At 64.0% G+C, this 24,464-nt stretch carries 17 protein-coding genes; 11 read left to right on the forward strand and 6 right to left on the reverse strand.

Going from position 1 to position 24,464, the window contains the following annotated elements; translation table 11 throughout:
- Positions 1-184 precede the first annotated feature (184 nt).
- From NLY36_RS18295 to NLY36_RS18315, 5 genes are all read left to right on the forward strand, one after another.
- On the forward strand, positions 185-2,440 hold the full coding sequence (locus NLY36_RS18295; protein WP_031193739.1) for a hypothetical protein: 2,256 nt from the start codon (positions 185-187) through the stop codon (positions 2,438-2,440).
- A gap of 10 nt (positions 2,441-2,450) precedes the next feature.
- Positions 2,451-6,308, forward strand: coding sequence for a DUF7929 domain-containing protein (locus tag NLY36_RS18300; protein WP_023736229.1), 3,858 nt, complete (start codon positions 2,451-2,453; stop codon positions 6,306-6,308).
- Between the two features lie 304 nt (positions 6,309-6,612).
- The gene (rpe, locus tag NLY36_RS18305; protein ID WP_023736228.1) at positions 6,613-7,290 is read left to right on the forward strand and encodes a ribulose-phosphate 3-epimerase; all 678 of its coding nucleotides are present in this window, start codon (positions 6,613-6,615) and stop codon (positions 7,288-7,290) included.
- Between the two features lie 494 nt (positions 7,291-7,784).
- Positions 7,785-8,522: a GntR family transcriptional regulator gene (locus NLY36_RS18310; RefSeq protein WP_023668851.1), complete on the forward strand. Its 738-nt coding sequence runs from the start codon at positions 7,785-7,787 to the stop codon at positions 8,520-8,522.
- Between the two features lie 230 nt (positions 8,523-8,752).
- Complete coding sequence (locus tag NLY36_RS18315) at positions 8,753-10,264, forward strand: malonate--CoA ligase (protein WP_031249232.1); 1,512 nt, start codon at positions 8,753-8,755, stop codon at positions 10,262-10,264.
- Between the two features lie 72 nt (positions 10,265-10,336).
- On the opposite strand, the gene NLY36_RS18320 is transcribed toward NLY36_RS18315, so the two are convergent.
- The 6 genes from NLY36_RS18320 to NLY36_RS18345 all read right to left on the reverse strand — a co-directional run bounded on the left by NLY36_RS18320 (position 10,337) and on the right by NLY36_RS18345 (position 17,443).
- Complete coding sequence (locus tag NLY36_RS18320) at positions 10,337-12,391, reverse strand: ABC transporter ATP-binding protein/permease (RefSeq protein WP_027049251.1); 2,055 nt, start codon at positions 12,389-12,391, stop codon at positions 10,337-10,339.
- 72 nt (positions 12,392-12,463) lie between these two features.
- Positions 12,464-13,576 carry an NAD(P)/FAD-dependent oxidoreductase gene (locus tag NLY36_RS18325; protein ID WP_023696931.1) on the reverse strand — a complete coding sequence of 371 codons (1,113 nt, stop codon included), beginning with the start codon at positions 13,574-13,576 and terminating at the stop codon, positions 12,464-12,466.
- A gap of 9 nt (positions 13,577-13,585) precedes the next feature.
- Positions 13,586-14,761, reverse strand: coding sequence for an N-acetylglucosamine-6-phosphate deacetylase (nagA, locus tag NLY36_RS18330; RefSeq protein ID WP_023696932.1), 1,176 nt, complete (start codon positions 14,759-14,761; stop codon positions 13,586-13,588).
- Complete coding sequence (locus tag NLY36_RS18335) at positions 14,758-15,789, reverse strand: SIS domain-containing protein (protein ID WP_023684262.1); 1,032 nt, start codon at positions 15,787-15,789, stop codon at positions 14,758-14,760. The genes nagA and NLY36_RS18335 overlap by 4 nt, the downstream gene beginning before the upstream one ends.
- Positions 15,786-16,568, reverse strand: coding sequence for a GntR family transcriptional regulator (locus NLY36_RS18340; RefSeq protein ID WP_023696933.1), 783 nt, complete (start codon positions 16,566-16,568; stop codon positions 15,786-15,788). The genes NLY36_RS18335 and NLY36_RS18340 overlap by 4 nt, the downstream gene beginning before the upstream one ends.
- Positions 16,565-17,443, reverse strand: a complete 879-nt coding sequence (locus tag NLY36_RS18345) for a glucosamine kinase nucleotide-binding domain-containing protein (RefSeq protein ID WP_023696934.1) — start codon at positions 17,441-17,443, stop codon at positions 16,565-16,567. Before NLY36_RS18345 ends, NLY36_RS18340 begins: the two co-directional genes overlap by 4 nt.
- A 198-nt stretch (positions 17,444-17,641) precedes the next feature.
- Here NLY36_RS18345 and NLY36_RS18350 point away from each other — a divergent pair, with 198 nt between their 5' ends.
- From NLY36_RS18350 to NLY36_RS18375, 6 genes are all read left to right on the forward strand, one after another.
- Positions 17,642-18,598, forward strand: coding sequence for an N-acetylmuramic acid 6-phosphate etherase (locus NLY36_RS18350; protein WP_023696935.1), 957 nt, complete (start codon positions 17,642-17,644; stop codon positions 18,596-18,598).
- 1 nt (position 18,599) lies between these two features.
- A complete protein-coding gene (locus NLY36_RS18355; protein WP_023668844.1) occupies positions 18,600-19,859 on the forward strand; it encodes an ABC transporter substrate-binding protein in 1,260 nt (419 codons plus the stop codon).
- 242 nt (positions 19,860-20,101) lie between these two features.
- The gene (locus NLY36_RS18360) at positions 20,102-21,031 is read left to right on the forward strand and encodes a carbohydrate ABC transporter permease (RefSeq protein ID WP_023696936.1); all 930 of its coding nucleotides are present in this window, start codon (positions 20,102-20,104) and stop codon (positions 21,029-21,031) included.
- Positions 21,032-21,258: 227 nt separating this feature from the next.
- A complete protein-coding gene (locus tag NLY36_RS18365; protein ID WP_023668842.1) occupies positions 21,259-22,098 on the forward strand; it encodes a carbohydrate ABC transporter permease in 840 nt (279 codons plus the stop codon).
- 249 nt (positions 22,099-22,347) lie between these two features.
- On the forward strand, positions 22,348-23,409 hold the full coding sequence (locus NLY36_RS18370; protein WP_023696937.1) for a Gfo/Idh/MocA family protein: 1,062 nt from the start codon (positions 22,348-22,350) through the stop codon (positions 23,407-23,409).
- Between the two features lie 30 nt (positions 23,410-23,439).
- The gene (locus NLY36_RS18375; RefSeq protein WP_023668840.1) at positions 23,440-24,438 is read left to right on the forward strand and encodes an ABC transporter ATP-binding protein; all 999 of its coding nucleotides are present in this window, start codon (positions 23,440-23,442) and stop codon (positions 24,436-24,438) included.
- The last annotated feature ends 26 nt before the right edge of the window (positions 24,439-24,464 follow it).

Here is a 24,464-nt window from a genome sequence, read left to right on the forward strand (position 1 = left end):
AAGACGCTAGCAGAAGCCGGCACTGACGGTAAGTAAGCCGGCCGGTCTTTCGCGCGCCAAGACTGTTTTCCACCTTGAGTTGACACAAGGAATTAGCCGCGCCTCTGTGAAATGGCGGACAGACCCGGCCGCCGTTTTGCATGAACCTTTCCGCTTCAGCCTGCGACTGACGACCAGGCGCCGCATGGTGCGGGCCGGAAAGGATGCCCCCATGACCAGGACCCCAGAGGCTCCACGGTCTCCGGGACCAACGCAAGCTCAGCGAGACCACCGCCTTCGGGATGGAGTCGATGCGCTGGGCTTTCGGCTGATTCCGTTGACCCTGCGCAGGAGCAGGCGTATCGTGAAGATGAGGAAAGCAGACAATTCGATCAGGGACGAACGTGCCGGAACGCCGCGCCTTGCCCTGTTTCGCGCGGCCGGACCGGATGTTCCTCCCGAAAACTTCGGGGGGAGTTTTATGTCCTGCGATCGCGGCGCGTCCATGTCGTCTCCAAGCGGCGGTTTGCGCCGTTCGCTCCATCTGGCCGGCGGTTTGCTTGCCCTGGCGCTGAGCGCCGCGCTCTGGTTGGGCACAGCCGCCCAAGCGCAGGAAACCCAGATCATCTATCCCGGCTCGATGGCGGTCACTGGATTTTCCGGCACCGTCATTCCCAATTTCGACTCTGCCGATTCCGAAAGGGGGGGGCTGCCGCCCGGCGTCGACCCGGTCGACGAAACCTTCATCGACACGACGCGCGCCACCTTGCGCGTCTTCGACGTTTCGGCGCTCGGCGGACCGGCTTCCGGCCAGCTCGTCTACACGCCGCCGCCTTTCGAGGTGACGGCCGAACAGATCGGCCAGGTATTCGCCATCACCTATGATGACGGTGTGCGCGACGGCGTTCCCTCGGGCGTCCCCAACCTCTATGCCGGCGCTACCTCGCTGCACGGCATCCGTATCGTCACCCCGGACGAAGATGCCGACGGTCGGCCCGAGCGACAGCGCCGCGGAACCGCAGGCGCCGTCTTCATGGACGGCCAGTTCGGCACCGAAAGCGGTGGCGGTCCGGGCACGATCTGGAAGATCGACGGCATCACCGGCGCGGTCTCCAAATTCGCCGACATTGACACCAACAGCGGTTCCGGCATCGGCGACATCAGCTTCGACAGCAATCACCGCGAGTTCTTCGCCAGCGATCTCGACACCGGCCTCATCCACCGCCTCGATGCCAACGGCACGCTGATCGACACATTCGATCACGGCGTTGCCGGGCGGCCGGCGCATGGGCTGGCTCCCGTCGCCGATGACGGTGCGGTGATGGACATACAGGGTGCTGCCTTCGACTCGGAAGACCCCGACACATGGGGCTACACGCAGGACGAACGCCGCGTCTGGTCCGTCGCCTATCATGGCGGCCGGCTCTATTATTCGGTCGGCGAAAAGGCCGAGATCTGGTCGGTTGGCATTGCCCGCGATGGCAGCTTTGCCGGTGATCCGCGCTGGGAGCTGACGGTCAAGGCCGACAAGGACTACGCCGTCACCGACATCGCCTTCGACAACCAGGGCTTCATGTATCTGGCGCAGCGCGGCCCGGTCGAGAATCGCTACGATTACAGCCAGTTCGCCGATTCCGGCAAGGGCGAGGTCATCCGCTACTGGCGCGAAAACCCGGACGATCCGGCGACGGAATCGGTCTGGGTGGAAGAGCCGCAGGAATATGCAGTCGGCTTCCCGCAAGGCAACCGGCAGTCGGCCGGTGGGCTCGACCTGCAATATGGCTATGACGCCGACGGCAATCTCGACACCGGCGTGTGCACCGACACGCTGGTCAACACCGGCGACAAGCTGCGCGACAACCCGACACTTGCCGACCAGCTCGCCGCCGGCGGGCCGCTTGCCGTGCACGGCGTGCAGATCACGCCGACGCCGTTGGTCAAGCCGGCCAACGTGCCGCCTTTCGGCTCGTGGTTCGTCGACTTCGACGGCTATTTCGAAGACCCAGAAGTGGAAGGCCATGTCGGCGACGTCGAGGTCTGGCACCCCTGCGACGGCCGTGCCGGCTATTATGAAGAGATCCCAGGCGGTTATCTGCCGCCGTTCTATCCGCCGGGCTTCCCACCGCCCGGCGATCTGCCTCCGTGCATCGATGTCGAGGATGTTCAGTTCTACTGCACGCCTCGCGGCCTCCAGGCCGACCTCTATCTCCATGACCATGCCGGCTTTGGCGGCGATTCGATCAAGGTCCAGTCCATGACACCAGGCGTCGGGGTGACATCACCCCAGTCGCATGCTCCCGGTAAGCCTTACACGGTCGACATCACCGGCCATTCTCCGGGCGACAGAGTCGATGTTGGACTTTGCTTCTACAGGCAGTCCGACAAGGACAAGGGTGGCTACTACCCTTGCTGCAAGATGACTTTGCCGCTCAGAACCCCAGCCGTCAGCTGCGAACGTTGAGGAGGGGAAGATGAAAAATCTCGCACTTTCCCCGACCGCGAACAGCAGTCAATCCAACGTCATGGAGACCATCATGAAACCCCTGTCATATGCCAGGCGCGGCGCGCGCTGGCTGATGGCGGCCGGTATCGCGGTCGCCATGTTCACCCCTGTGGCAAGCCACGCCGAAGATGCAGTCCCGATCACTCCGGAACTGCGGCTCGACCTCGACAATTCAAAAATCGTCAATCCGAGGCCGGAACGGATCGTGCCGTTCTTCACCAAAACAGGCACACAGAGGAGCTGCGACTACGTCGTCTACTCCCTGAGCTTTGGCCTGCGCGGCGACTCGCAAGGCTTTGCCGACCCAAGCTTTTCGGCCAGGCTGAAGAAACTCCAACTCGACTTCAAGGATCAGCTTCCGCACGGTCTTGCGATCGTCAACGTCAACGTGTCCGGCGACGGCACGGATGCGTCTGGCGGACCGCTGCCGGGTGCGACAATCAGCACCTCGGCTAATCCGAACGATACGGCAACGGTTTCCGATTTCCGGATTTCCACCACCGATCTCGACGGCGCTGGGGCTGGCAATGAACGCGTCATCAATTTCAAGATCACCGCCAAGATCGACCATGCGGCGTTTCCTTCGCCGACCATCGTCGACAACCAGGGCATGATCAAGGTGACGCCGGGCGTCGGCACGGGGGCCATCATCCCGTCGCAGGATCCGGGCAAGCCCGACGACGGCGACTACAAGACCGGGGCCAAGACCTCGATCAAGATCGACCTCACCAACTGTGACAAGCGGCCTCCGCCTCCCGACCGGGAATGTTTCAAGGTGGAGCGCGGCACGGTCGATTGCGTGCAAGGCGGCGGCGCGTTCATCTACCACATGCCTGTCGGCCCGGAGATGGGCGGCAAATGGGTGCAGGTATCGACGACGACCCCAGGCATCACCATCATCCCCGACACGCAATTGGTGCCGGCGGGCGGCGGTGTGCTGAACTGGAAGATCGTCGGTGCATCGCCCGGCGACGTCATCCACCTCATCGTCACCGGCATCGAGACCTATGCCGGCCCGAAGGAGGGTTGGGGACTATGCTGCACGCAGACCATCGACATCGTCATCCCGCGTGACTTGAGATGTCCCCCCAAGGACAAGGAACCGGACCTCAAGGTCGAGAAACGCGCCGACGTGACGCGTTGCACGATGGGCGGCGGCTGCGACTTCACCATCAAGGTCACCAATGTCGGCGACGGGCCGTATCACGGCAAGATCGTGCTCGACGAGGTGACGCTGCCGGCCGGCTCGACTCTGGATTCAGGGCCCAACCCGCCCTGGGTATGCATGCCCGGCGTGACCCCGATGACGTGCACCTATCCGGTGACCACGCTCAATCCGGGGGCCTCCATCAACCTCAAGCTCGGCTTCAAGCCGGCGGGTGGTTGGCAAGGCAGCGCGTTGCGCAACTGCGCCACCTATAATTACGGCGCCAGCGGCAAGCCGCTGTTCGGCAGCCAGCAGAACGATCGCGGCTGTGCCTCGATCCCGATCTGCCGGCGTGGCGACCGCGACCGCGATTGCCGGCCCCCGGTCGACAAGAAGGTCGACTTGATCCTGAAGAAGCGTGCCCGCATCCCGGTCTGCACGCCCGACGGCATCTGCTACTTCGTGATCGACATCATCAACAATGGCAGCGTCCCCTATAATGGGCCGTTGACGGTTGTCGACAATTACCCGGGCGGCGCGCCGGCCTCTTCGACCTTCGGCCCGTCTCCGCCCTGGACATGCGGACCGAACGGTCCCGGCCAGTTCCGCTGCGACAATGCAGGCATCGTGCTGATGCCGGGCGCCTCGACGCCGATCGTCGTCAGGGCGGTCATGCCGGCCGGCTACCAGTCGGATTCGGTCGAGAACTGCGCGGCGCTGAAGCCCGTCCCCGGTGAGGTCGACCTCACCAACAACAAGGCCTGCGCCAAGGAACGCTTCCGTCATCCCAATGGCGGCAAGCCGACCCTACGCATCACCAAGGTCTGCAATGGCTCGCTCGCCGGTGCGGCGGTGGTTTCCTGCCGCATCACCGTCATCAGCCTTGGCACCTCTGCCCCCACCGGTCCGGTGCGGGTCAACGATGCTGCCACGCTGATATCGGGTGGCGCGCCGGTCCAGATCCAGACCGTCACACCCGACGGTGCGGAATGGGCCTGCGGAGCGGTTCCGGCCAATGCGCTGTCGTGCCAGATTCCCGGCGCCGTGATGACTCCCGGAACATCGAGGCACTTCGACGTGACGGTCTCGGCCAATGGCGCGTTCGAGAACTGCGCACGCGGCTCGTATGGCCCGGCCCCTGGAGACGATATCGTCTACCCTATCGGCCAGGCCTGCGCCAAGGGCGGCGGCACGTCCACCATCAGCGTCAAGAAGACCGGCGATGCCGAGTGCCAGCCCGGGCAACCCTGCTCGTTCGAGATCACCATCACCAATGATGGCCAGACCGCCTTCTCCGGTCCGGTCCGCATCGGCGATGCGATCGGGGTGGACGGGCTGGGGCGGCTGCAAGGCGTCGCGATCACCTCGATCGAGCCGCCCTTCGGCTGCTCGCCCGAACCGACGACCTTGCCGTTGACCTGCATTGCCAACCTGACGCTCGGCGCCGGGGAAAGCCATGTGCACAAGGTCACCGTGGTCCTTCCCGACGCTCCCCTGGCCAATCTGCGGGGCAACGTCAGCGGCCGGAACTGCGTCGGGGTCTTGTCTCCCGACACCAGGGTGCAAGGCGGCGGCGACGTACTGCCCGGCGACCTGACCAATATCCAGGGCGATCGCGGCAAGGCCTATGCCTGCCATCCCTTCACCATCAAGCGCGAGGTGAAGAAGGAATGCTCGCCGGGGTTCGTCATGAACGATGCCGGTCGGTGCGTGTGTCCGGAAGGCACGACGTTCCGCAACGGCCAGTGCTCGCCCGACGGCGGCGTCATCATCCAGCCAAAGGATCCAAGGCCCTGCGTGCTGCTCAAGGGCCAGATCCGCACCGAGGATGGACGCTGTGTCTGCCCCCGCGGAACCGAGCTTGAGAACGGCGCTTGCATCAAGACCGACAAGCCTGGCTGCACCATCCCCGGTTCGGTCCCGACGTCGGACGGCAATGGCTGCTACTGCCCGGAAGGTACGCATCTCGACCGACAGGCAAATGCCTGCGTGCGCGACAAGCAGAAGCCCGAGGAGTGCGGCATACGCGGCCAGGTTCATGACGCCGATGGCGATTGTGTCTGCCCGCGTGGGACAGAGGTGCGCAATGGAGCCTGCCGGCCGATCCGGCCAAAGCCTGAACAATGCTCGATCCGTGGTCAGATCCAAAACGCCAATGGCGATTGCGTCTGCCCGGACGGCACAGAAGTCAGGGGCAAGGTCTGCCGGCCGATCCGGCCGAAGCCCGAGCAGTGCTCGATCCGCGGCCAGGTCCACGACGCCAACGGCAATTGTGTCTGCCCGCGGGGTACCGAGGTGCAAGGCAATGCCTGCCGGCAGAAGAAGCCTGTGCTGGAACAGTGCGACATACGCGGCCAGGTGCACAACAAGCGCGGCGAGTGTGTTTGCCCGCGCGGCACCCAGGCGATCGACGGCGCATGCCGCAAGCCGAGGCCGCAGGTGGGAGACTGCGCCCCGGGCTCGCAGATGGTCGGCGGCCAGTGCGTGCCGATCATCAAGCGGCGCTGCCCCGAAGGCACCGTTGGTCGGTTCCCGAACTGCAGGGCGATCCGGCAGCAGCCGTCGCTCGATCCGACCCTGTTGCTCAATCCAGGTGTCCTTCAGCAGTTCATACCGAAGCGCACGCCGCAGACGCAGGTACAGCCGCAAAGGGATCCGGCGGCCAACTTCAAGCCATAGGATCTGGATACGAGTCAAAATTCAGAACCCCGCCGGAGCGATCCGGCGGGGTTTTTCCTTGGGCGCGCTGCGGCGATCGGGCGGCCAGGTATTCGCCGAACCCGCTGCCGGGCGCAGCAAATACCGACTTTCCCTTTCCGGGATCATGGTCTAGAGCAGTTCATCGTTTGGTGGAAAAGCCGAACCGCTCTATCTCTTTGTTTTCACGCAATTCCGGACGGAAAGCCGTTCCCACTTTTCTTGGAATTGCTCTAGCAGTCGTCAAGGCCGCGCCCGCAAACAGGGCGCCCAAAGGGGCCGCATCATGAGCAGGAAGACCCTGATCGCGCCATCGGTGCTGGCGTCGGATTTCTCGAAGCTCGGCGACGAGGTCGAGGCGGTGACGGCGGCCGGCGCCGACTGGATCCATCTCGACGTGATGGACGGGCATTTCGTGCCCAACATCACCTTCGGCCCGCCGGTGATCAAGGCCATCCGCAACCGCACCAAGGCCTTTTTCGACTGCCATTTGATGATTGCGCCGGCCGATCCTTATCTGGCCGCCTTTGCCGATGCCGGCTGCGACGGCATGACCGTGCATGCCGAGGCCGGACCGCATCTCGACCGCTCGCTTCAGACCATCAAGGGTCTCGGCAAGAAGGCCGGCGTATCGCTCAATCCGGCGACGCCGGAAAGTGCGATCGAATATGTGCTCGACCGGCTCGACCTGATCCTGATCATGACCGTCAATCCGGGCTTTGGCGGCCAGGCCTTCATCCCGGCCATGGTCGACAAGGTCAAGCGGGTGAAAGCGCTGATCGGCAACCGGCCGATTCGCATCGAGGTCGACGGCGGCGTGTCGCCGGAAACCGCCCCCCTGGTCACATCAGCCGGCGCCGATGTGCTGGTGGCAGGCGCCGCCATCTTCAAGGGCGGCAGCGTCGAAGCCTACCGGGCCAATATAGAAGCCATCCGAACCGCGGCCGACCGGGCTGCCGGCTGACATCAGTTCCAGGGCAAGTTCCCGGCTGGTAGGTTCTCCTCGGCCTGATCTCCCTGCCTGATCCTTCGATCTCCCAAAAAGCCGTCAACGGGTGGCAGCCGCAAGGGCATCGCGGCAAGCGACAGGATCGCGGCATCCGGCACTAGTTTTGGCCCATAAATCTAGTGGATAACTGCCGAAGGGATCTGCATGCGGGGAGAGGTCAATCCGGCGGCATGACGCGCGTTAAGAAAAAATTATCCGTATTCGGGATCTCGAAGCTGTTTCTCGAGGGCACCTGCCATGCTGGCAGACAAACTTTCTTCAGAAGAACAAGTTTTTCACGATTTTAGTTACTTCCGGCGGATAAGATGCGGTCAACCTTCCTCTTTAAGTCGAATATCGTGATCTTTCGCTTGAGGGGCGGATGCCTTAGGAGTTACAGTAAATTTGCAGGGGAAATCGTTTGCTTCGCGAACGGGCTAGCGGAGCATGGGAGAGCTACAGGAGTCGTATTGACCTACGGATCTGCCGATGTGAGCGAAGGCGCGGGACCCAAGAGCACACTCGCTAGTACGGTCTATCAACAGCTTCGCGACGATCTCCTGCGCGGCGTGTTTGAAAGTGAAAGCAAGCTTCGTGTCGAATGGGTGGTTTCCCGTTACGGCGCCGGCGCCTCACCGGTTCGCGAGGCCCTCAACCGACTTGCTTCGGAAGGCCTGCTCGGCCGCCACGACCAGCGCGGTTTCTTCATCATGCCGGTCAGTGCCCCGGAACTTGAGGAATTGACGCGCACCCGCTGCTGGCTGGAAGAGCGGGCGCTGCGTGAATCCATTGCCAACCGCACCGGCGAATGGGAAGAGCAGCTCGTGCTGGCCTTGCATCGCCTGGCGCGTGCCCCGCGCCGCTTGCCGGAGGATCCGTCCTCGAACAATCCGGAATGGGAAAAGCTGCACCGCGCCTTCCATCGGGCACTGATCGCAGGCTGCCGCTCGCATTGGCTGACCGGCTTTTGCGACCAGCTTTCGGATCAGGCCTCCCGTTACCGGCTGATCTCCCAGGACGGCAGCGAGCGCGACGAAATCAGTGAACATCGGCTGATTGCGGAGCGCACGGTGGATGGCGATGCCGATGGCGCCGTTGAAGCCCTCCTCAGCCACTACCGTCTGACGGCAGCCATGTGCATGGAGCGCTTCAACGACAGCGGCGATCCACGCGTGAGCGCCACCAAGGCGCTGCGCAGCCGCAGATAGAAGCGCTTCCGGTCCGCTATCCAAAATCCGCCCGCTATCCAAAATCGCCCGTTATCCAAGTCCGCTTGCCTTCATCTGATCGGCGGCAAACCCGATTTCACGTTTTTGCCGGACGGAGGCGAAATCGTTTCCTTTGTTCCAAGGCCATCCGGCTCTAAATCAAAGGGATAGAGCATGATGTCCTCCGAAAACCGCTTCACACTTTTCGGCATCATCTCTAGGGAATGCGCATGACCAATCACCTGTTCGACGCGTTCCGCGGCCGGATTTCAGCCTCCGAGCGCATCCTGATGGCGACCGATGACGGACGCGCGATCGCCTATGGCGACATGTTGGCGCAATCGGCACAGCTGGCACATGCGCTGAGGCATTTTGGCGTCGAGCCGGGCGACCGCGTTGCCGTGCAGGTCGAAAAAAGCCCCGAATGCATTTTCCTCTACCTCGCCTGCCTGCGCGCCGGCGCGGTCTTCCTGCCGCTCAACACCGCCTACACGCTGGCCGAACTCGGCTATTTCTTCGGGGATGCCGAGCCGCGGCTGGTCGTCTGCGACCCGGCCCGCGCCGGCGCTATCGCGCCGTTGGCGCAGGCGTCGGGTGCTGCCACCGTCACGCTTGGCAGCAATGGTGAGGGCTCGCTGACCGCACTGGCGGCACAACAGCCCACGGATTTCGACGCCGTGGCGCGCGGGCCGGACGATCTGGCCGCAATCCTTTACACATCCGGCACCACCGGACGCTCCAAGGGCGCCATGCTCAGCCATGAAAACCTGGCCTCCAATGCGCGCGTGCTGGTCGAGCAATGGCGTTTCACCGGGGATGACGTGCTGATCCACGCGTTGCCGATCTTCCATACGCACGGCTTGTTCGTCGCCACCAACGTCACCCTGATGGCCGGCGCCTCGATGCTGTTCGAGCGGAAATTCGACGCCGGCCGCATCGTCTCGCTCTTGCCCCGCGCGACAGTGATGATGGGGGTGCCGACCTTCTATACCAGGCTCCTGCAGCAGGACGGGCTGGATGCCCAGGCGGCGAAGAACATCCGCCTGTTCGTTTCCGGCTCGGCGCCGCTGCTCGCCGAAACGCACAAGGCCTGGCGCGAGCGCACCGGCCACGCCATTCTCGAGCGCTACGGCATGACCGAGACCAACATGAACACGTCGAACCCCTATGAGGGCGAGCGTCGGGCCGGCACGGTCGGCTTCCCGCTGCCCGGCGTTTCGCTGCGCATCGCCGACCCTGACAGCGGCGATGCGCTTGGCCAGGGTGAAGTCGGCATGATCGAGGTCAAAGGTCCGAATGTCTTTTCCGGCTATTGGCGCATGCCGGAAAAAACCAAGGCGGAGTTTCGCAAGGACGGCTTCTTCATCACCGGCGACCTCGGCATCATCGACGCGGACGGCTACGTCCACATCGTCGGCCGCGGCAAGGATCTCATTATCTCCGGCGGCTACAACATCTATCCCAAGGAGATCGAGAGCGAGATCGACGCCGTTGCCGGCGTCTTGGAAAGTGCCGTCATCGGAATTGCCCATCCCGATTTCGGCGAAGGCGTCACCGCTGTCGTGGTGCGGGCGCCGGCATCGCAGATCACCGGGGCCGAGATCGTTGGCGCCATTGCCGGCCAGCTGGCCAAATACAAGCACCCGAAGCAGGTGATCTTCGTCGATGAGCTGCCGCGCAACACGATGGGCAAGGTGCAGAAGAACCTGCTGCGCGAGACCTACAAGGGTCTCTACGGCTAATCCATAGCCGGCTAATGTCTTTGCCCAAGCGCTTCGCCTGGACATCTGTTCGCGGTTCGGCAGTGGCGCCTTTTACCTGCGCGGCTTTTTCACCCGAGTGCTGGAACCCCACAAAGCGCGGTTCAGCAGGCTGCGTTTGCGCTTGCGCGGGATGAGGTCGACGTCGCTGACGAGCTTGGCGCCGCCCTCGCGCCGCTCCAGGGTGATCTTGCGGCTGTGGAAGGCTTCGAGCTCCGCACGATGCGCCACGCTGATGATGGTGACGTCAGGCAGTTCGCGGATCACCGTCAACATCATCGTGTCCTGGCTCTTCTCGTCGAGCGCCGAAGTCGCTTCATCCAGCACCACGATATCGGGGCGATGCAGCAGCAGGCGCGCGAAGGCGAGGCGTTGCTTTTCGCCGCCCGACAGCGTCTGGTCCCATGGCGCCTCTTCCTTGATCCTGCCGGTGAGATAGCCAAGCCCCACCTTGTCGAGGGCAGCCTTGATTTGCTTGATGGTCCACTTGTCCGCCGCCGCGGGATAGGCGACCGCGCGGCGAAGCGTTCCGGAAGGGATGTAGGGGCGTTGCGGCAGCATGAACAGGCGCCTGTCGGTGTGAAAATTGACGCTGCCGCCGCCCCATGGCCACAGGCCCGCGACGGCCCGCACCAGCGTCGACTTGCCTGAACCGGATTCGCCTGAAACCAGCACCCGCTCGCCCGGCTCGATCACGACCTCGGTTTCCTTGACCACGGAGGTGCCGTCGTCGAGTGTCACGGAAAGATTGTCGAGGCTGAGGATGGCGCCGTCTTCGGCTTCGCCTCGGTTGATGCGTCCGAGCGCATCGCTCTGCTCGGCGCGCTCGAGCCCGTCTAGCGACATCATCAGCGAGGCAATGCGCCGCGCGGAGGCGTTCCAGTCGGCGAGGCGCGGATAGTTGTCGACCAGCCAGCCGAACGCGCCTTGCACGATGCCAAAGGCAGACGCCGCCTGCATCACCTCGCCAAGCGTCATCGAGCCTTCGAGGAATTTTGGCGCGCACAAAAGGATCGGCACGACCGGCGCAAACAGGCTCGATCCCTGCGACACCGCCGCCGTGCGCATGTGCTGTCCGGTCAGCAGAGCCCATTGCCTCAGCACGTGGCCGAAATTTCTGTCGATGCCGCTGCGCTCCTCGTCCTCGCCTCCCAGCAAGGCGATGCTCTCGCCGTTTTCGCGCACGCGCGTCAGCGTGTAACGCAGTTCGGCCTCCGCCTGGTTCTTCCGCTCGGAGAGCTGGACGAAATCGCGGCCGATGACCACCATCGAGGTCGAGGTGATGGCGGCATAGATGATCGCGGTGATGACCAGAAAGCCGGGAATGGTGATGCTCTCGCCGCCGATCGGCAGGGTGAGCGCGCCGCCGATGGTCCACAGCACGACGATAAAGGTCGAGGCCGACAGGAACGCGTTGAGGACGCCGGCGGTGAAATCGACCGGCGACTCGGTGGCGATGCGCAGGTCCTCGGTCATGCGGGCCTCGGGGTTCTGGTGGTCGCCGCCCACGAGGTTCAGCTGGTAGTAGCGGCCGTTTGCCAGCCAGCGCGCGACCACCCCGGTGGTCAGCCAGGAACGCCAGCGGCGCTGGATCGTCATGCGCAGGTAGACCTGCGCGACGACAAGGCTGCCGCTGCAGATCACCAGCGGCACGAATACGGCGCTGAGGAGATAGACCGTGCGGGCGTTGCGCTGCTCGAGGGCATCGAACATCGAGCGGTTCCAGACATTGATGCCATACTGGAAACCGATGTTGATGCAGATCAGCAGCAGCACTCCGATCGTCAAAGGCCAGGCGAGCTTGTCGCCATGCCTCCCCCAATAGCCGCGCCCGCTGATCCAGAAACGCCGCAGCAGATATTTCTTGCGCGCCTGCTCGGCCTGCTCAGGCGTCAGCTTGGGATCGGGTTCGACGGCATCCGGCGGCGGCGCAGCCTCGCCAACGGGCTCGGAGGCGGCTTCCACTGTCGATGCTTTTTTCTCGCGCGGCGTGTCCTCGCGCGGTCCATCTCCGCGCGTTTGCCGTGACGGCTTTTCCCGGCGCGACTTCGTGGCATCGCGCGCTCCGACACCGTCGGTCGGTTCCGATTTGGGTTTTGCCTCGGACATATGCCCCGACAACGACCTCCATATCAAAAGGTTTCATGGTATGCGCCTGCCCGACGTTTCAGGAAACGTCCGTCATTGCGGATATAAAAGCCCAACGACATGCTCTGCCATGGCGAGGCTGGCGGTAAGGCCAGGGCTCTCGATGCCGAACAGATTGACGATCTGACCGCCCCCGTGGTCAGCCGGTCCCTGGATGACGAAGTCGGCGGGCGGCTGGCCCGGACCGGACAGTTTCGGCCTGACGCCGGCATAGGCCGGTTGCAGGGCGCCGTCCGCCAGGCCGGACCAGTAGCGCCTGATTTCGTCGTAGAAGGCAGCGCCTCGTGCGGGATCGACGGTATAGTCGACGCGATCGATCCATTCGACATCCGGGCCAAAGCGCGCGCTCCCCGACATGTCGAGGGTCAGATGCACGCCGAGGCCGCCATGGACCGGCACCGGATAGATCAGCCGCGAAAAGGGCGAGCGGCCGGAAAGCGCGAAATAATTGCCGCGCGCCAGCCACAGCGGCGGAACACGGTCTTGCGGGAGGCCTTCGATGCGGCCGGCGAGCGCCTGCGCGTCGAGGCCGGCGGCGTTGATGAAGGCGCCGGTCTTCAAGGTGAAACCCTCGCCATCGGCGTCGCGCGTGTCGATCCGGATGCCGTCGGCTTCGATGCTCGCGCCTGAGACAACGGTGAGCAAGGCGAAAGATGCGCCGGCCGCTTCCGCGTCTCCACGCAATGACAGCATCAGCGCCTGGCTGTCGACGATGCCGGTTGACGGCGACAGCAGCGCGCCGGCGCAGCTCAGCGCCGGTTCCAGGCTTTCGGCCTCTGCGCGCGTCAAAAGCTTGAGGTCACCGACTCCGCATTGCGCCGCGTTGATCTGGATCGCCTGCAGTTTGTCCAACTGCTCGGGTTGGACGGCAACGATCAGTTTGCCGGTGCGATGATGGGCGACGTCGTGCTCGCGGCAATAGGCATAGAGACGCTCGCGGCCGTTGACGCAGAGACGGGCCTTCAGGCTGCCCGGCGTATAATGAAGCCCGGCATGGATGACTTCCGAATTGCGCGAACTGGTGCCCGTGCCGATGGCTGCGGCCTTCTCGACCACCAGCACCTCGCGGCCCGACAGCGCCAGCGCGCGGGCAATGGCGAGGCCGACAACACCGGCTCCGGCGACAACGCAGTCGACATCATGCATGGGTGGACTTTAGCGCGGACTGTCCGCGCCTGCAAAAACCTTGTCGCCGCCGATCCAGACGCCGTTGACGTCGAGGGCGTCCGACAGAGCGACGATATCGGCAGCCGTGCCATTGGCGAAGCGGCCGAGCCGGTGGGCCTGGCCGACCGCCTGCGCCGGATAGAGCGAGGCCATGCGCAACGCTTCCGACAGGTCCAGCCCGACGATCCTGTGCATGTAGCGGACGGCCGAGATCATATCGAGATCGGCGCCGGCCAGCGTGCCGTCGGCCAGCCGCAGACTGCCATCCTTGCGATAGATGATGCGGCCGTTAAGGGTGAACGACGTCATGTCGGTGCCGATCGTCGCCATGGCGTCGGTGACCAGCACGATCCTGCCCGGCCCCTGCTTGGCGCGCAGCGCGATTGCCATGGTGGCGGGATCGACATGGATGCCGTCGGCGATGATCCCGGCCGACAGACTGCCTATGTCGATGGCCGCACCCGCCAGCCCCGGCTCACGGTTGCCGATCTGGCTCATGGCGTTGAACAGATGTGTGACCACGCTGGCGCCGGCATCGGCAAAGGCTCTGGCCGTGGCGTAGCCGGTGTCGGAATGGCCGAGGCTGACAATCACACCGGCCTTGGCCAAGGCCGCAACGCGGGCAGGCTCGACGGATTCAGGCGCTATCGTCGTCAGCAGCACCGGCAGGTTTTTGCGTGCCGCGACCAGCGCCGCTTCATCCGCATCCGTCATCGGCCGGATCAGCGCCGGTTCATGCGCGCCCTTACGGGCGACGGAGAGATGCGGCCCTTCGAGATGCAGGCCGAGAAATCCCGGCAGTTTTTGCCGTACCGCCCCGGTGCCGGCGGCAATGGCCGCGGCGGTGATGTCAGGCGTATCTGTGATCAGCGTCGGCAGCAGTGCGGTCGTGCCGAACGGCGCATGCGCCCGGCAGATTGTTGCCAGCGAGGCGACATCGGGATGGTCGTTGAGCATGACGCCGCCGCCGCCATTGACCTGCAGGTCGACAAAACCCGGCACCAGCATGCCGCCCCCGGCGTCGATGCGGGCAACGCCCGACGGAATGGCGCCGACGGGATGAATGCCTTCGACCACATCGCCGTGCACGACAAGGGCGGCGTTGTCATGCCAGTCGTCGCCATCGAAAATTCGGGCGCCAGTCAGGGCAAAACGGTCGCTCATACGGTTTCCGTCACCTTGCGCAGATTGCGCGGTACATCCGGATCGAGGCCGCGATGGCGGGCGAAGGCTTCGACGAAGCCGTAGAAGGAGACGATCAGCGTCAGCGGGTCAGTCAAGGGATGACCGGTGGCGACATGCGGCAGCCGCGCCGCGCTCTTGGCTTTGTCCGAGGTTACAAAAACTGCTGCACCCTTGCCGGCAAGGTTGTCGGCAGCCTCTGCCACGGACGGCTCGGAGGCATCGCGGGCGGCGAGCGCCAGCACCGGGAAGCCTGGCCCGACCAGGGCCAGCGGGCCGTGCATGACTTCGGCGGCGCTATAGGCCTCTGCATGCATGCCGCAGGTCTCCTTGAATTTCAGCGCCGCCTCGTTGGCCATCGCCGCCGACGGGCCACGTCCCAGGATGAACAGCGATTGCGGCGTCTCCAATGCGCCGGCCAGCGCCATCCAGTCGCAGGCGATCGCCTTGCTGAAATGCTCGGGCAGGCGGGCAAGGGCGGCCAGCAGTCTGTCGTCGCCGGTGCAATGCGCCATCAGCGCCAGGCCGGCGACCGCCGAATTGACGAATGTCTTGGTCGCCGCGACGCTGCGCTCGGGGCCGGCCAGAATGTCGATGGCAAAATCCGAAGCCCGCGCCAGCGGCGAATCGGCGGTGTTGGTGATGGCGACGGTGAGCGCACCGCCGGCTCGTGCCGTCTCGGCCATGGCGACGATATCAGGGCTTTTGCCGGATTGCGAGATGGCGAGGCAAGCCGAACCGGCGAGCTTGAGCTTGGCGCCGTAGATCGAGGCGACCGATGGACCGACCGAAGCGACGGCCAGGCCGGCGGTCAGTTCGACGGCATATTTCATGAAGGTGGCGGCATGGTCGGACGAACCGCGCGCGACGGTAACGACGAAGCTCGGATCGCGCTCGCGAATGCCGCGTCCGGCCTCGGTCAGCACCGCCGCCGAGCCATCGAGCAGGCGAGCGACGGCTTGCGGAATTTCGTCGATCTCGCGCCGCATATGGGTGGTCTTGGGGATCATGGTCGGCCCTCTTCGCTCGGCCCTGTCAGGCGCAATTCGGCGACGAAATCATAGGCATCGCCGCGGTAGATGGAGCGGGTGAACTCGATCACCTTGCCGCTCGCGAGATAGGAAATGCGTTCGATGTGCAGGCCGGCAATGCCGGATGGCACTTCGAGCAGACGCGCATCGGCGTCGCCGAGATTGGCGGCCGATATGCGCTGCACCGCCCGCACCGGCCGGTTACCGGTCAGTTGCAGCGCCGCATAGAGTGACGAGCCTATCCCGGCCGGATCCGGCAGCACGCTGGCCGACAACGAGGCGCGCTCGATGGCCAGCGGCGTGTCGTTTGCGATGCGCAGGCGCGCCACGCGCGCCACCAGCTCGTTCGACGACAGGCCGAGCACCATCATCTCGTCGGGCGAGGGCGGGTAGAGGTCGCGATCGAGCCAGGCTGAACGCACCGCCATGCCGCGCCTTGCCATGTCCTCGGTAAATGAAGTGAGCCTGGAGAGCGACTGCTCGACGCGCTCCATGCGCGGCGCGACGAAGGTGCCGGAGCCGTGGCGCTGCACGAGGATGCCGCCCTTGACCAGATCCTGCACCGCCTTGCGCACGGTGACGCGCGAAATGTCGGCCTTGGTGGCGATGTCGCGCTCGGAAGGCAGCGCATCGCCCGGCCCGATCAGGCCGCGATTGACGGCGTCCTCGATGCTTTTCCTGAGCTGCAGATAGAGCGGGGCGCCGCTCTGCGACGACTGCTTCAGCGTGGCGAAGATCTGGTCGGCGGCGTCGCTCATCGCGTCGCCTCCGCTTTGGCGAAGATGCGGGCAGCCATCTGCACGGCGCCGCCCAGCGCATCGTCGAGCGGCGCTTTCACCAGCGCCTGGTAGCGCTGGGAAAGGCGCGGCCCATAGAGCGGCGCCAGCCCGCCGAGCAGGCAGAGCGGGGCGTCATCAGAGAGGTCGAGCGCGTGGAGCGACTCCTCGACATCGGCAACCGACTTGTCCACGATCCAGTTGGCGACGCTGTCGCCCTTCTCGGCATGCTCGAAAACCTTAGGCGCGAAGCCGCCGAAATCGCCGGGCTTGGCATTGGTGGTGAACTCGACCACGTCTTCGGGATTGTTGCGGAAAATGCCCATCATGCTGTCGGTCAGGACTGAGCGCGCCCGGACGCCGTCATGGGCGAGCAGCGTCTGCTCCAGCAGGTCGCGGCCGATCCGGGCGCCGCTGCCTTGATCACCGACCTGAAAGCCCCAGCCGCCGATGGCGCGCGACGTGCCGCCCTTGCGCGCCATATAGGCGGTGCCGGTGCCGAGGATGGCCATGGCGCCGTCACCAGAGCCGACTGCCCCTTCGAGCGCGATCTCGGCGTCCGTCTCGACGCGGCTGATGCTGAACGGGAGGATTGCTTCAAGCTGCTGGCGGTAGGTGCCGACATTGGCGCCGGCAAGGCCGAGAATGGCTGGTGTCTGCGGGATCAGGTCCGGATCTTGCCCGGCGGCGATGAAGGCCTGACGAGCAGCCTCGACGATGTGGGTGCGAGCGCCGGTGAGATCGGTGCGGATGTTGGCGGCGCCGCTTTTGGCACGGCCAATGACAACGCCATCGCCTGTCGCAAGGGCTGCCCTGCAGCTGGTGCCGCCGCCGTCGATACCGAGCACGAATTTCACGCGATGTCTCCTCCGGGCGGATAATACCAATAAAATACCAATAGCCAAGGGATTAATTCCGTTTCAAAAAGATTGAGGCGTATCAGGTTGAAAAACCCGGGAATTTCGCCGGCTCAACGATTTCCAGTTCGCAATTTCGTTAATGCGTGTGGACAAGTGGTATTTTTTTGGTATTGTTCTTCCATCGGAGGGACAGGGATGGCCGAACCGCGCACCGAAGCGCTTCACAGCAATGCCGAGGGACTGGACATCCAGGCCCCGGACGCCATCCTTTCTTCTTTGGTCAATGCGCAGATCGAGGCCGCCAAGGCTGTGCGCGACGCCATTCCCGCCATCGCCGCCGCAGCCGAAATCATCGCCGGGCGGCTGAACGGCGGCGGCAAGCTCGCCTATGCTGCGGCCGGCAGCTCCGGCCTGATGGCGCTGGCCGACGCGCTGGAGTTGCCCGGCACCTTCGGCATCAAGCGCGAACGCATCGCCATCCTCATCGCCGGTGGCGACGACGCTTTCAAGACCCTGGCCGGCGGACCGGAAGACGACACCGACGAAGCCTCGACGGCAATTGCCGGCGCCGGCATCGGCAAGGGCGACTGCCTGATCGCGATTTCGGCCAGCGGCTCGACGCCCTATGCGGTGCAGGCGCTGAAGGATGCGCGCAGCCGGGGCGCGGCAACCATCGCCATTGCCAACAACAAGGACACGCCCCTGCTCAGGCTGGCCGACGTCGCCATCCTGCTCGAGACGCCGCCGGAGGTGATTGCCGGCTCGACGCGCATGGGCGCCGGCACTGCCCAGAAGATCGCGCTCAACATGCTGTCGACGCTTACCGCCATTCATCTTGGCCATGTCCATGACGGCTACATGGTCAATCTCACCGCCGACAACATCAAGCTGCGCGACCGCGCGGCTCGCATCGTCGCCGCTATCAGCGGCCGCGACCGGCAAGACGCCGTGCGGCTGCTCGAAGCGAGCGGCGGCGTCGTCAAAACAGCCATTCTGCTCGCCGCCGGCGCTGCCAACGCCGTTGCGGCCGAGAAGATACTGGAAGGGACCGGCCAGAAGCTGCGGCCAGCCCTTTCCGCGATCGAGGGGAACAAGGGCGCGAAGGCCCCTGTTCTCAAAACCGAACCTGAAAAAGGTCAACAGGGAGACTAGCATGACAACGAAATTACTGACGGCACTGCTTCTCGGCACCAGCATTCTCGGCACCGCCGGGTTGGCTCACGCCGATGACGTAACGCTCAATATCGAAAGCTGGCGCGGCGACGACCTTGCTATCTGGAAGGACAAGCTGATCCCGGCTTTTGAGGCCAAGAACCCGGGCATCAAAGTGGTGTTCGCACCGTCGGCGCCGACCGAGTATGACGCCGCACTCGGCGCCAAGCTCGCCGCCGGCTCGGCTGGCGACCTGATCACCTGCCGCCCGTTCGACAAGTCGCTCGAACTGTTCAAGAAGGGCAACCTTGCCGACCTGTCGGCGCTGCCCGGCATGGAAAACTTTTCGCCCGTTGCCAAGGCCGCCTGGCAGACCGACGACGGCAAGGCGAGCTTCTGCGTGCCGATGGCCTCGGTCATTCACGGCTTCATCTACAACAAGGACGCCTTCGACAAGCTCGGCCTCAAGGTGCCGACGACGCGTGACGAGTTCTTCGCCGCGCTCGACAAGATCAAGGCCGACGGCACCTACATCCCGATGGCCATGGGCACCAAGGACCTCTGGGAAGCCGCGACCATGGGCTATCAGAACATCGGTCCGAACTACTGGAAGGGCGAAGAGGGCCGCGCAGCGCTGATCAAGGGCGACCAGAAGCTGACCGACAAGGACTGGGTTGCTCCCTATGAGGAACTGGCCAAGTGGAAGCCTTATCTCGGCGACGGCTTCGAGGCCCAGACCTATCCGGACAGCCAGAACCTGTTCACGCTTGGCCGCGCCGCCATCTACCCGGCGGGATCGTGGGAGATCGGCCTGTTCAACACCCAGGCGCAGTTCAAGATGGGCGCCTTCCCGCCGCCGGTCGAGAAGGCCGGCGACACCTGCTACATCTCCGACCATACCGATATCGGCATGGGCCTGAATGCGGCGTCGAAGAATGCCGACGCGGCCAAGACCTTCCTGTCCTGGGTCGCCTCGCCGGACTTCGCCACCATCTACGCCAACGCTTTGCCGGGCTTCTTCAGCCTGAATTCCACCCCGGTGAAGATGGAAGACCCGCTGGCGCAGGAATTCGTCTCCTGGCGCGACAAGTGCAAGTCGACGATCCGCTCGACCTACCAGATCCTGTCGCGCGGCACGCCGAACCTCGAAAACGAGACGTGGGTTGAATCGGCCAACGTCATCAACGGCACCGACACGCCGGAAGCTGCGGCCAAGAAGCTGCAGGACGGCCTCGACAGCTGGTACAAGCCGGGCAAGTAAGCTCAGAGACAGACACGGCCCCAAGTGGACGGCCCTGCGTTTTTCGATAGCATCATCGACTACGAACGACGGCGCCGCCCCTCATCCGCCTGCCGGCACCTTCTCCCCGTATAGTGACGGGGAGAAGGATCAGCCGAAACGCAGGCGCCCCCTCTCCCCGTCCTTCACGGGGAGAGGGTAAGGGTGAGGGGCAGCGCTGCCGTCGAAGGCATTGCTAAACCTGATCGGCGGGGACCGCACTCATGGCCGCACAAACACGACCGAAACGACCGTTCCGCTGGCATATCGGCGTCTTCCTGGCGCCGGCGCTGCTGGTCTATACGGCGATCATGATCCTGCCGCTCGCCGGCACGCTGCAGCTGTCGCTGTTCCGCAATGTCGATCAGCATCAGGTGTTCGTCGGTTTCACTAATTTCCGTACGTTGTTCGGCGACCCCAACTGGTCGGTCGGCTTCTGGAACGCGCTGCGGAACAATACCTGGTTCTTCATCATCCACATGGTGGTGCAGAACCCGATCGGTGTCATGCTGGCGGCATTGCTGTCCAGCCCGAGGCTGAGATTCGCCGCCTTCTACCGCACCGCGATCTTCGTGCCGACCATCCTGTCCTTCGTCATCGTCGGTTTCGCCTGGAAACTGATCCTGTCGCCGTTGTGGGGCGTGGCGCCGCATCTGATGGATCTGGTCGGCCTGAAAAGCCTGTTCACGCCGTGGCTCGGCAAAGAACAATATGCCCTGACCGCGCTCAGCCTGATCTCGGTGTGGCAGTTCGTCGGCATCCCGATGATGCTGATCTATGCAGCCCTTTTGTCGATCCCCGAAGAGGTGATCGAGGCGGCCGAATGTGACGGCATCACCGGCATGTCGCAGTTCTGGAAGATCAAGCTGCCGCTGATCCTGCCGTCGATCGGCATCATCTCGATCCTGACCTTCGTCGGCAATTTCAACGCCTTCGACCTGATCTACACCGCGCAAGGGGCGCTGGCCGGCCCGAATTATTCGACCGATATTCTGGGCACTTTCCTCTACCGCGCCTTCTTCGGCTTCCAGCTGCAGACCGGCGACCCCAATATGGGCGCGGCGATCGCCACCATGATGTTCCTGATCATCCTCGGCGGCGTCTGTGTCTACCTGTTCCTCGTCCAGACGCGCCTGCGTCGCTACCAGTTCTGAGGGGCAGACATGTTACGGCTAAACACCCCCCTCTGCCTTGCCAGGCATCTCCCCCTCAAGGGGGGAGATCAGATGTCATCGTCGCTTTCGCCAATCACCAGCGTTGCAAGGTGGACGGCAAGGTCAACGCTGCCAATCTCTCCCCTTGAGGGGGAGATGTCCGGCAGGACAGAGGGGGGTGCCTTGGCGCCAACCTCGCTTGCCTTGGCTCGTCAGGAGACCTTCCAATGAGCACCGCCACCCGTTCGCTGCCCCGCACCATCGGCGCCCACGCGATCCTGTTGACCTACACGGCGATCGCGCTGTTTCCGGTGATCCTGGTCATCATGAACTCGTTCAAATCGCGCGCCGGCATCTTCAGCGAGCCGCTGACGCCGCCGACGCCAAAAACCTTCGACCTGATCGGCTACACCACGGTGATCGGCCAGGGCGACTTCATCCATTATTTCCAGAACAGCCTCGTCGTCACCGTCGCCTCGCTGTTCTTCGTGCTTCTGTTCGGCGCGATGGCGGCGTTCGCGCTCTCGGAATACCGCTTCCGCGGCAACACGCTGATGGGGCTTTACCTCGCGCTCGGCATCATGATCCCGATCCGGCTCGGCACCGTCGCCATCCTGCAATTGATGGTGGCGAGCGGGCTGGTCAACACGCTGACGGCGCTGATCCTGGTCTACACCGCGCAGGGGCTGCCGCTGGCCGTCTTCATCCTGTCGGAATTCATGAAGCAGGTGTCCGACGATCTGAAGAATGCCGGCCGCATCGACGGCCTGTCGGAATACACCATCTTCTTCCGGCTGGTGCTGCCGCTGGTGCGGCCCTCGATGGCGACGGTCGCCGTCTTCACCATGATCCCGATCTGGAACGATCTGTGGTTCCCACTGATCCTGGCGCCGTCGGAAGAGACCAAGACGGTGACGCTCGGCGCGCAGCTTTTCCTCGGCCAGTTCGTCACCAACTGGAACGCCATCCTGGCGGCACTCTCGCTGGCCATCATGCCGGTGCTGACCCTCTACGTCATCTTCTCGCGGCAGCTGATCCGCGGCATCACATCCGGAGCCGTCAAGTGAGCGGAGCCCTACAAATCTCTGCTGGAGCCTTCACCCCACCCGGCGCTGCGCGCCGACCCCCCATCAAGGGGAGGTAAAAGGTCGTGGCTTCATTCACGACCGCCAATGGGCGACTTTCGGAGAAGCTTCTTTGGCAGCGAGGGTGTTCGCAACAAAGTCCTACCTCCCCTCGATGGGGAGGTCGGCGCGAAGCGCCGGGTGGGGTGACACCCTCTCAGAAGGAACAACTGGAACATCTGGAGTAGTTAGGTGACCTCTAAATCGCCCCTTAGCGTCGTCGTCGCAGGCCTCGGCAATATGGGCCGCAGCCATGCGCTGGCCTATCATAACAATCCGGGCTTCGAGATCGCGACCCTGATCAACCGCTCCGACGTGCCGTTACCGGACGGGCTGTCGGCCTATGGCATCAGGCGCTCCTTCGACGAGGCGTTGCGCGACGAGAAACCCGATGTCGTCTGCATCGCCACCTATTCCGACAGCCATGCCGACTATGCGGTGAAGGCATTCGAGGCCGGCTGCCACGTCTTCGTCGAGAAGCCGCTCGCAACGACGGTGGCGGACGCCAAGCGCGTCGTCGCCGCGGCCAAGGCCAATGGCCGAAAATTGGTGATCGGCTACATCCTGCGCCACCACCCGTCCTGGGTCAGGCTGATCGCCGAGGCGCGCAAGCTCGGCGGCCCTTACGTGTTTCGCATGAACCTCAACCAGCAATCGTCAGGCCCGACCTGGCAGACGCACAAGCAGTTGATGCAGACGACGTCGCCGATCGTCGATTGCGGCGTGCACTATCTCGACGTGATGCTGCAGATCACCGACGCCAGGCCGGTCGAGGTGCGCGGCATGGGGCTGCGGCTGACCGAGGAGATCGCGCCGACAATGTACAATTACGGCCATCTCCAGGTGCTGTTCGACGACGGCTCGGTCGGCTGGTACGAGGCGGCTTGGGGCCCGATGATCTCGGAGACAGCGTTCTTCGTGAAGGACGTGATTTCGCCCAATGGCTGCGTGTCGATCGTCATGAAGGAAGGTGTGAAGTCGGACGACATCGACACCCACACCAAGACCTCGACCATCCGCCTGCACAGTGCGGCGACCGGCGCGGACGGCAAGTTCGCCAGGCCGGACGAGATGCTGTCGATGGACGGCGAACCCGGCCACCAGGACCTCTGCGATCTCGAACAGGCCTTCGTGCTGAAGGCGATCCGGGAAGACATCGACCTGACCCGCCACATGGACGACGCGGTCAAATCGCTCGCCGTCTGCCTTGCCGCCGATGAGAGCGTGCGCAGCGGCGCCCCAGTTAAGCTCTAGTAGGGCAAACTCTAGAACAAGGACGAAGCCGTGGGCTCGCTGGTAATCGAGAATGTGAAGAAGGCCTTCGGGCCGGTCGAGGTGCTGAAAGGCATCAACCTCGAAGTGACCGACGGCGAATTCGTCGTCTTCGTCGGCCCATCTGGCTGCGGCAAGTCAACCTTGCTCAGGGTCATCGCCGGGCTGGAGGATTCGACCTCCGGCAGGGTGGTGATCGACGGCGCCGATGTCTCGGCCACGCCCCCGGCAAAACGCGGCATCGCCATGGTGTTCCAGACCTATGCCTTGTACCCGCATCTGACGGTGAAGAACAATATGGGCCTCGGTCTCAAGCAGGCCGGCACGCCCGCCCCAGAGATCGAGCGACGCATCGGCGTCGCCTCGTCGATGCTGTCGCTGGAACCGTATCTCGAGCGCCGGCCGGCGGAACTGTCGGGCGGCCAGCGCCAGCGCGTCGCCATCGGCCGCGCCGTGGTGCGCGAGCCAAAACTGTTCCTCTTCGATGAGCCCTTGTCGAACCTCGACGCAGCGCTTCGCGTCAACACGCGGCTGGAGATCGCGCAGCTGCATCGCCGGCTGAAGGCGACGATGATCTACGTCACCCACGACCAGGTCGAGGCGATGACGCTGGCCGACAAGATCGTCGTGCTCAACGCCGGCCAGATCGAGCAGATCGGCGGCCCGATGGAGCTCTACAATTCGCCGGCAAACGAGTTCGTCGCCGGCTTTATCGGCTCGCCGAAGATGAATTTCATCGACGGCGCCAGATTGGGCGAGACGGCCAAGACGATCGGCGTGCGGCCGGAGCATCTGACCGTGGATCCAAGGTCCGGCGCCTGGAAGGGAACGGTGGTGCATGCCGAACATCTCGGCGCCGACACCAACCTCTATCTCGACTGCGAAAAGGCCGGGCTGATCACGGTCCGCATTTTCGGTGTCTACGACGCCGAGCCAGGTGCGACGCTGTATGCAACGCCGGAGCCGGGTAAGACATACCGGTTTGGGGCGGACGGGAAGACGATCAAGTAATCCTTCGCCGACAGCAACCACGGCGA

The organism is Mesorhizobium sp. C399B (genome assembly GCF_030323185.1).
GTDB lineage: Bacteria > Pseudomonadota > Alphaproteobacteria > Rhizobiales > Rhizobiaceae > Mesorhizobium.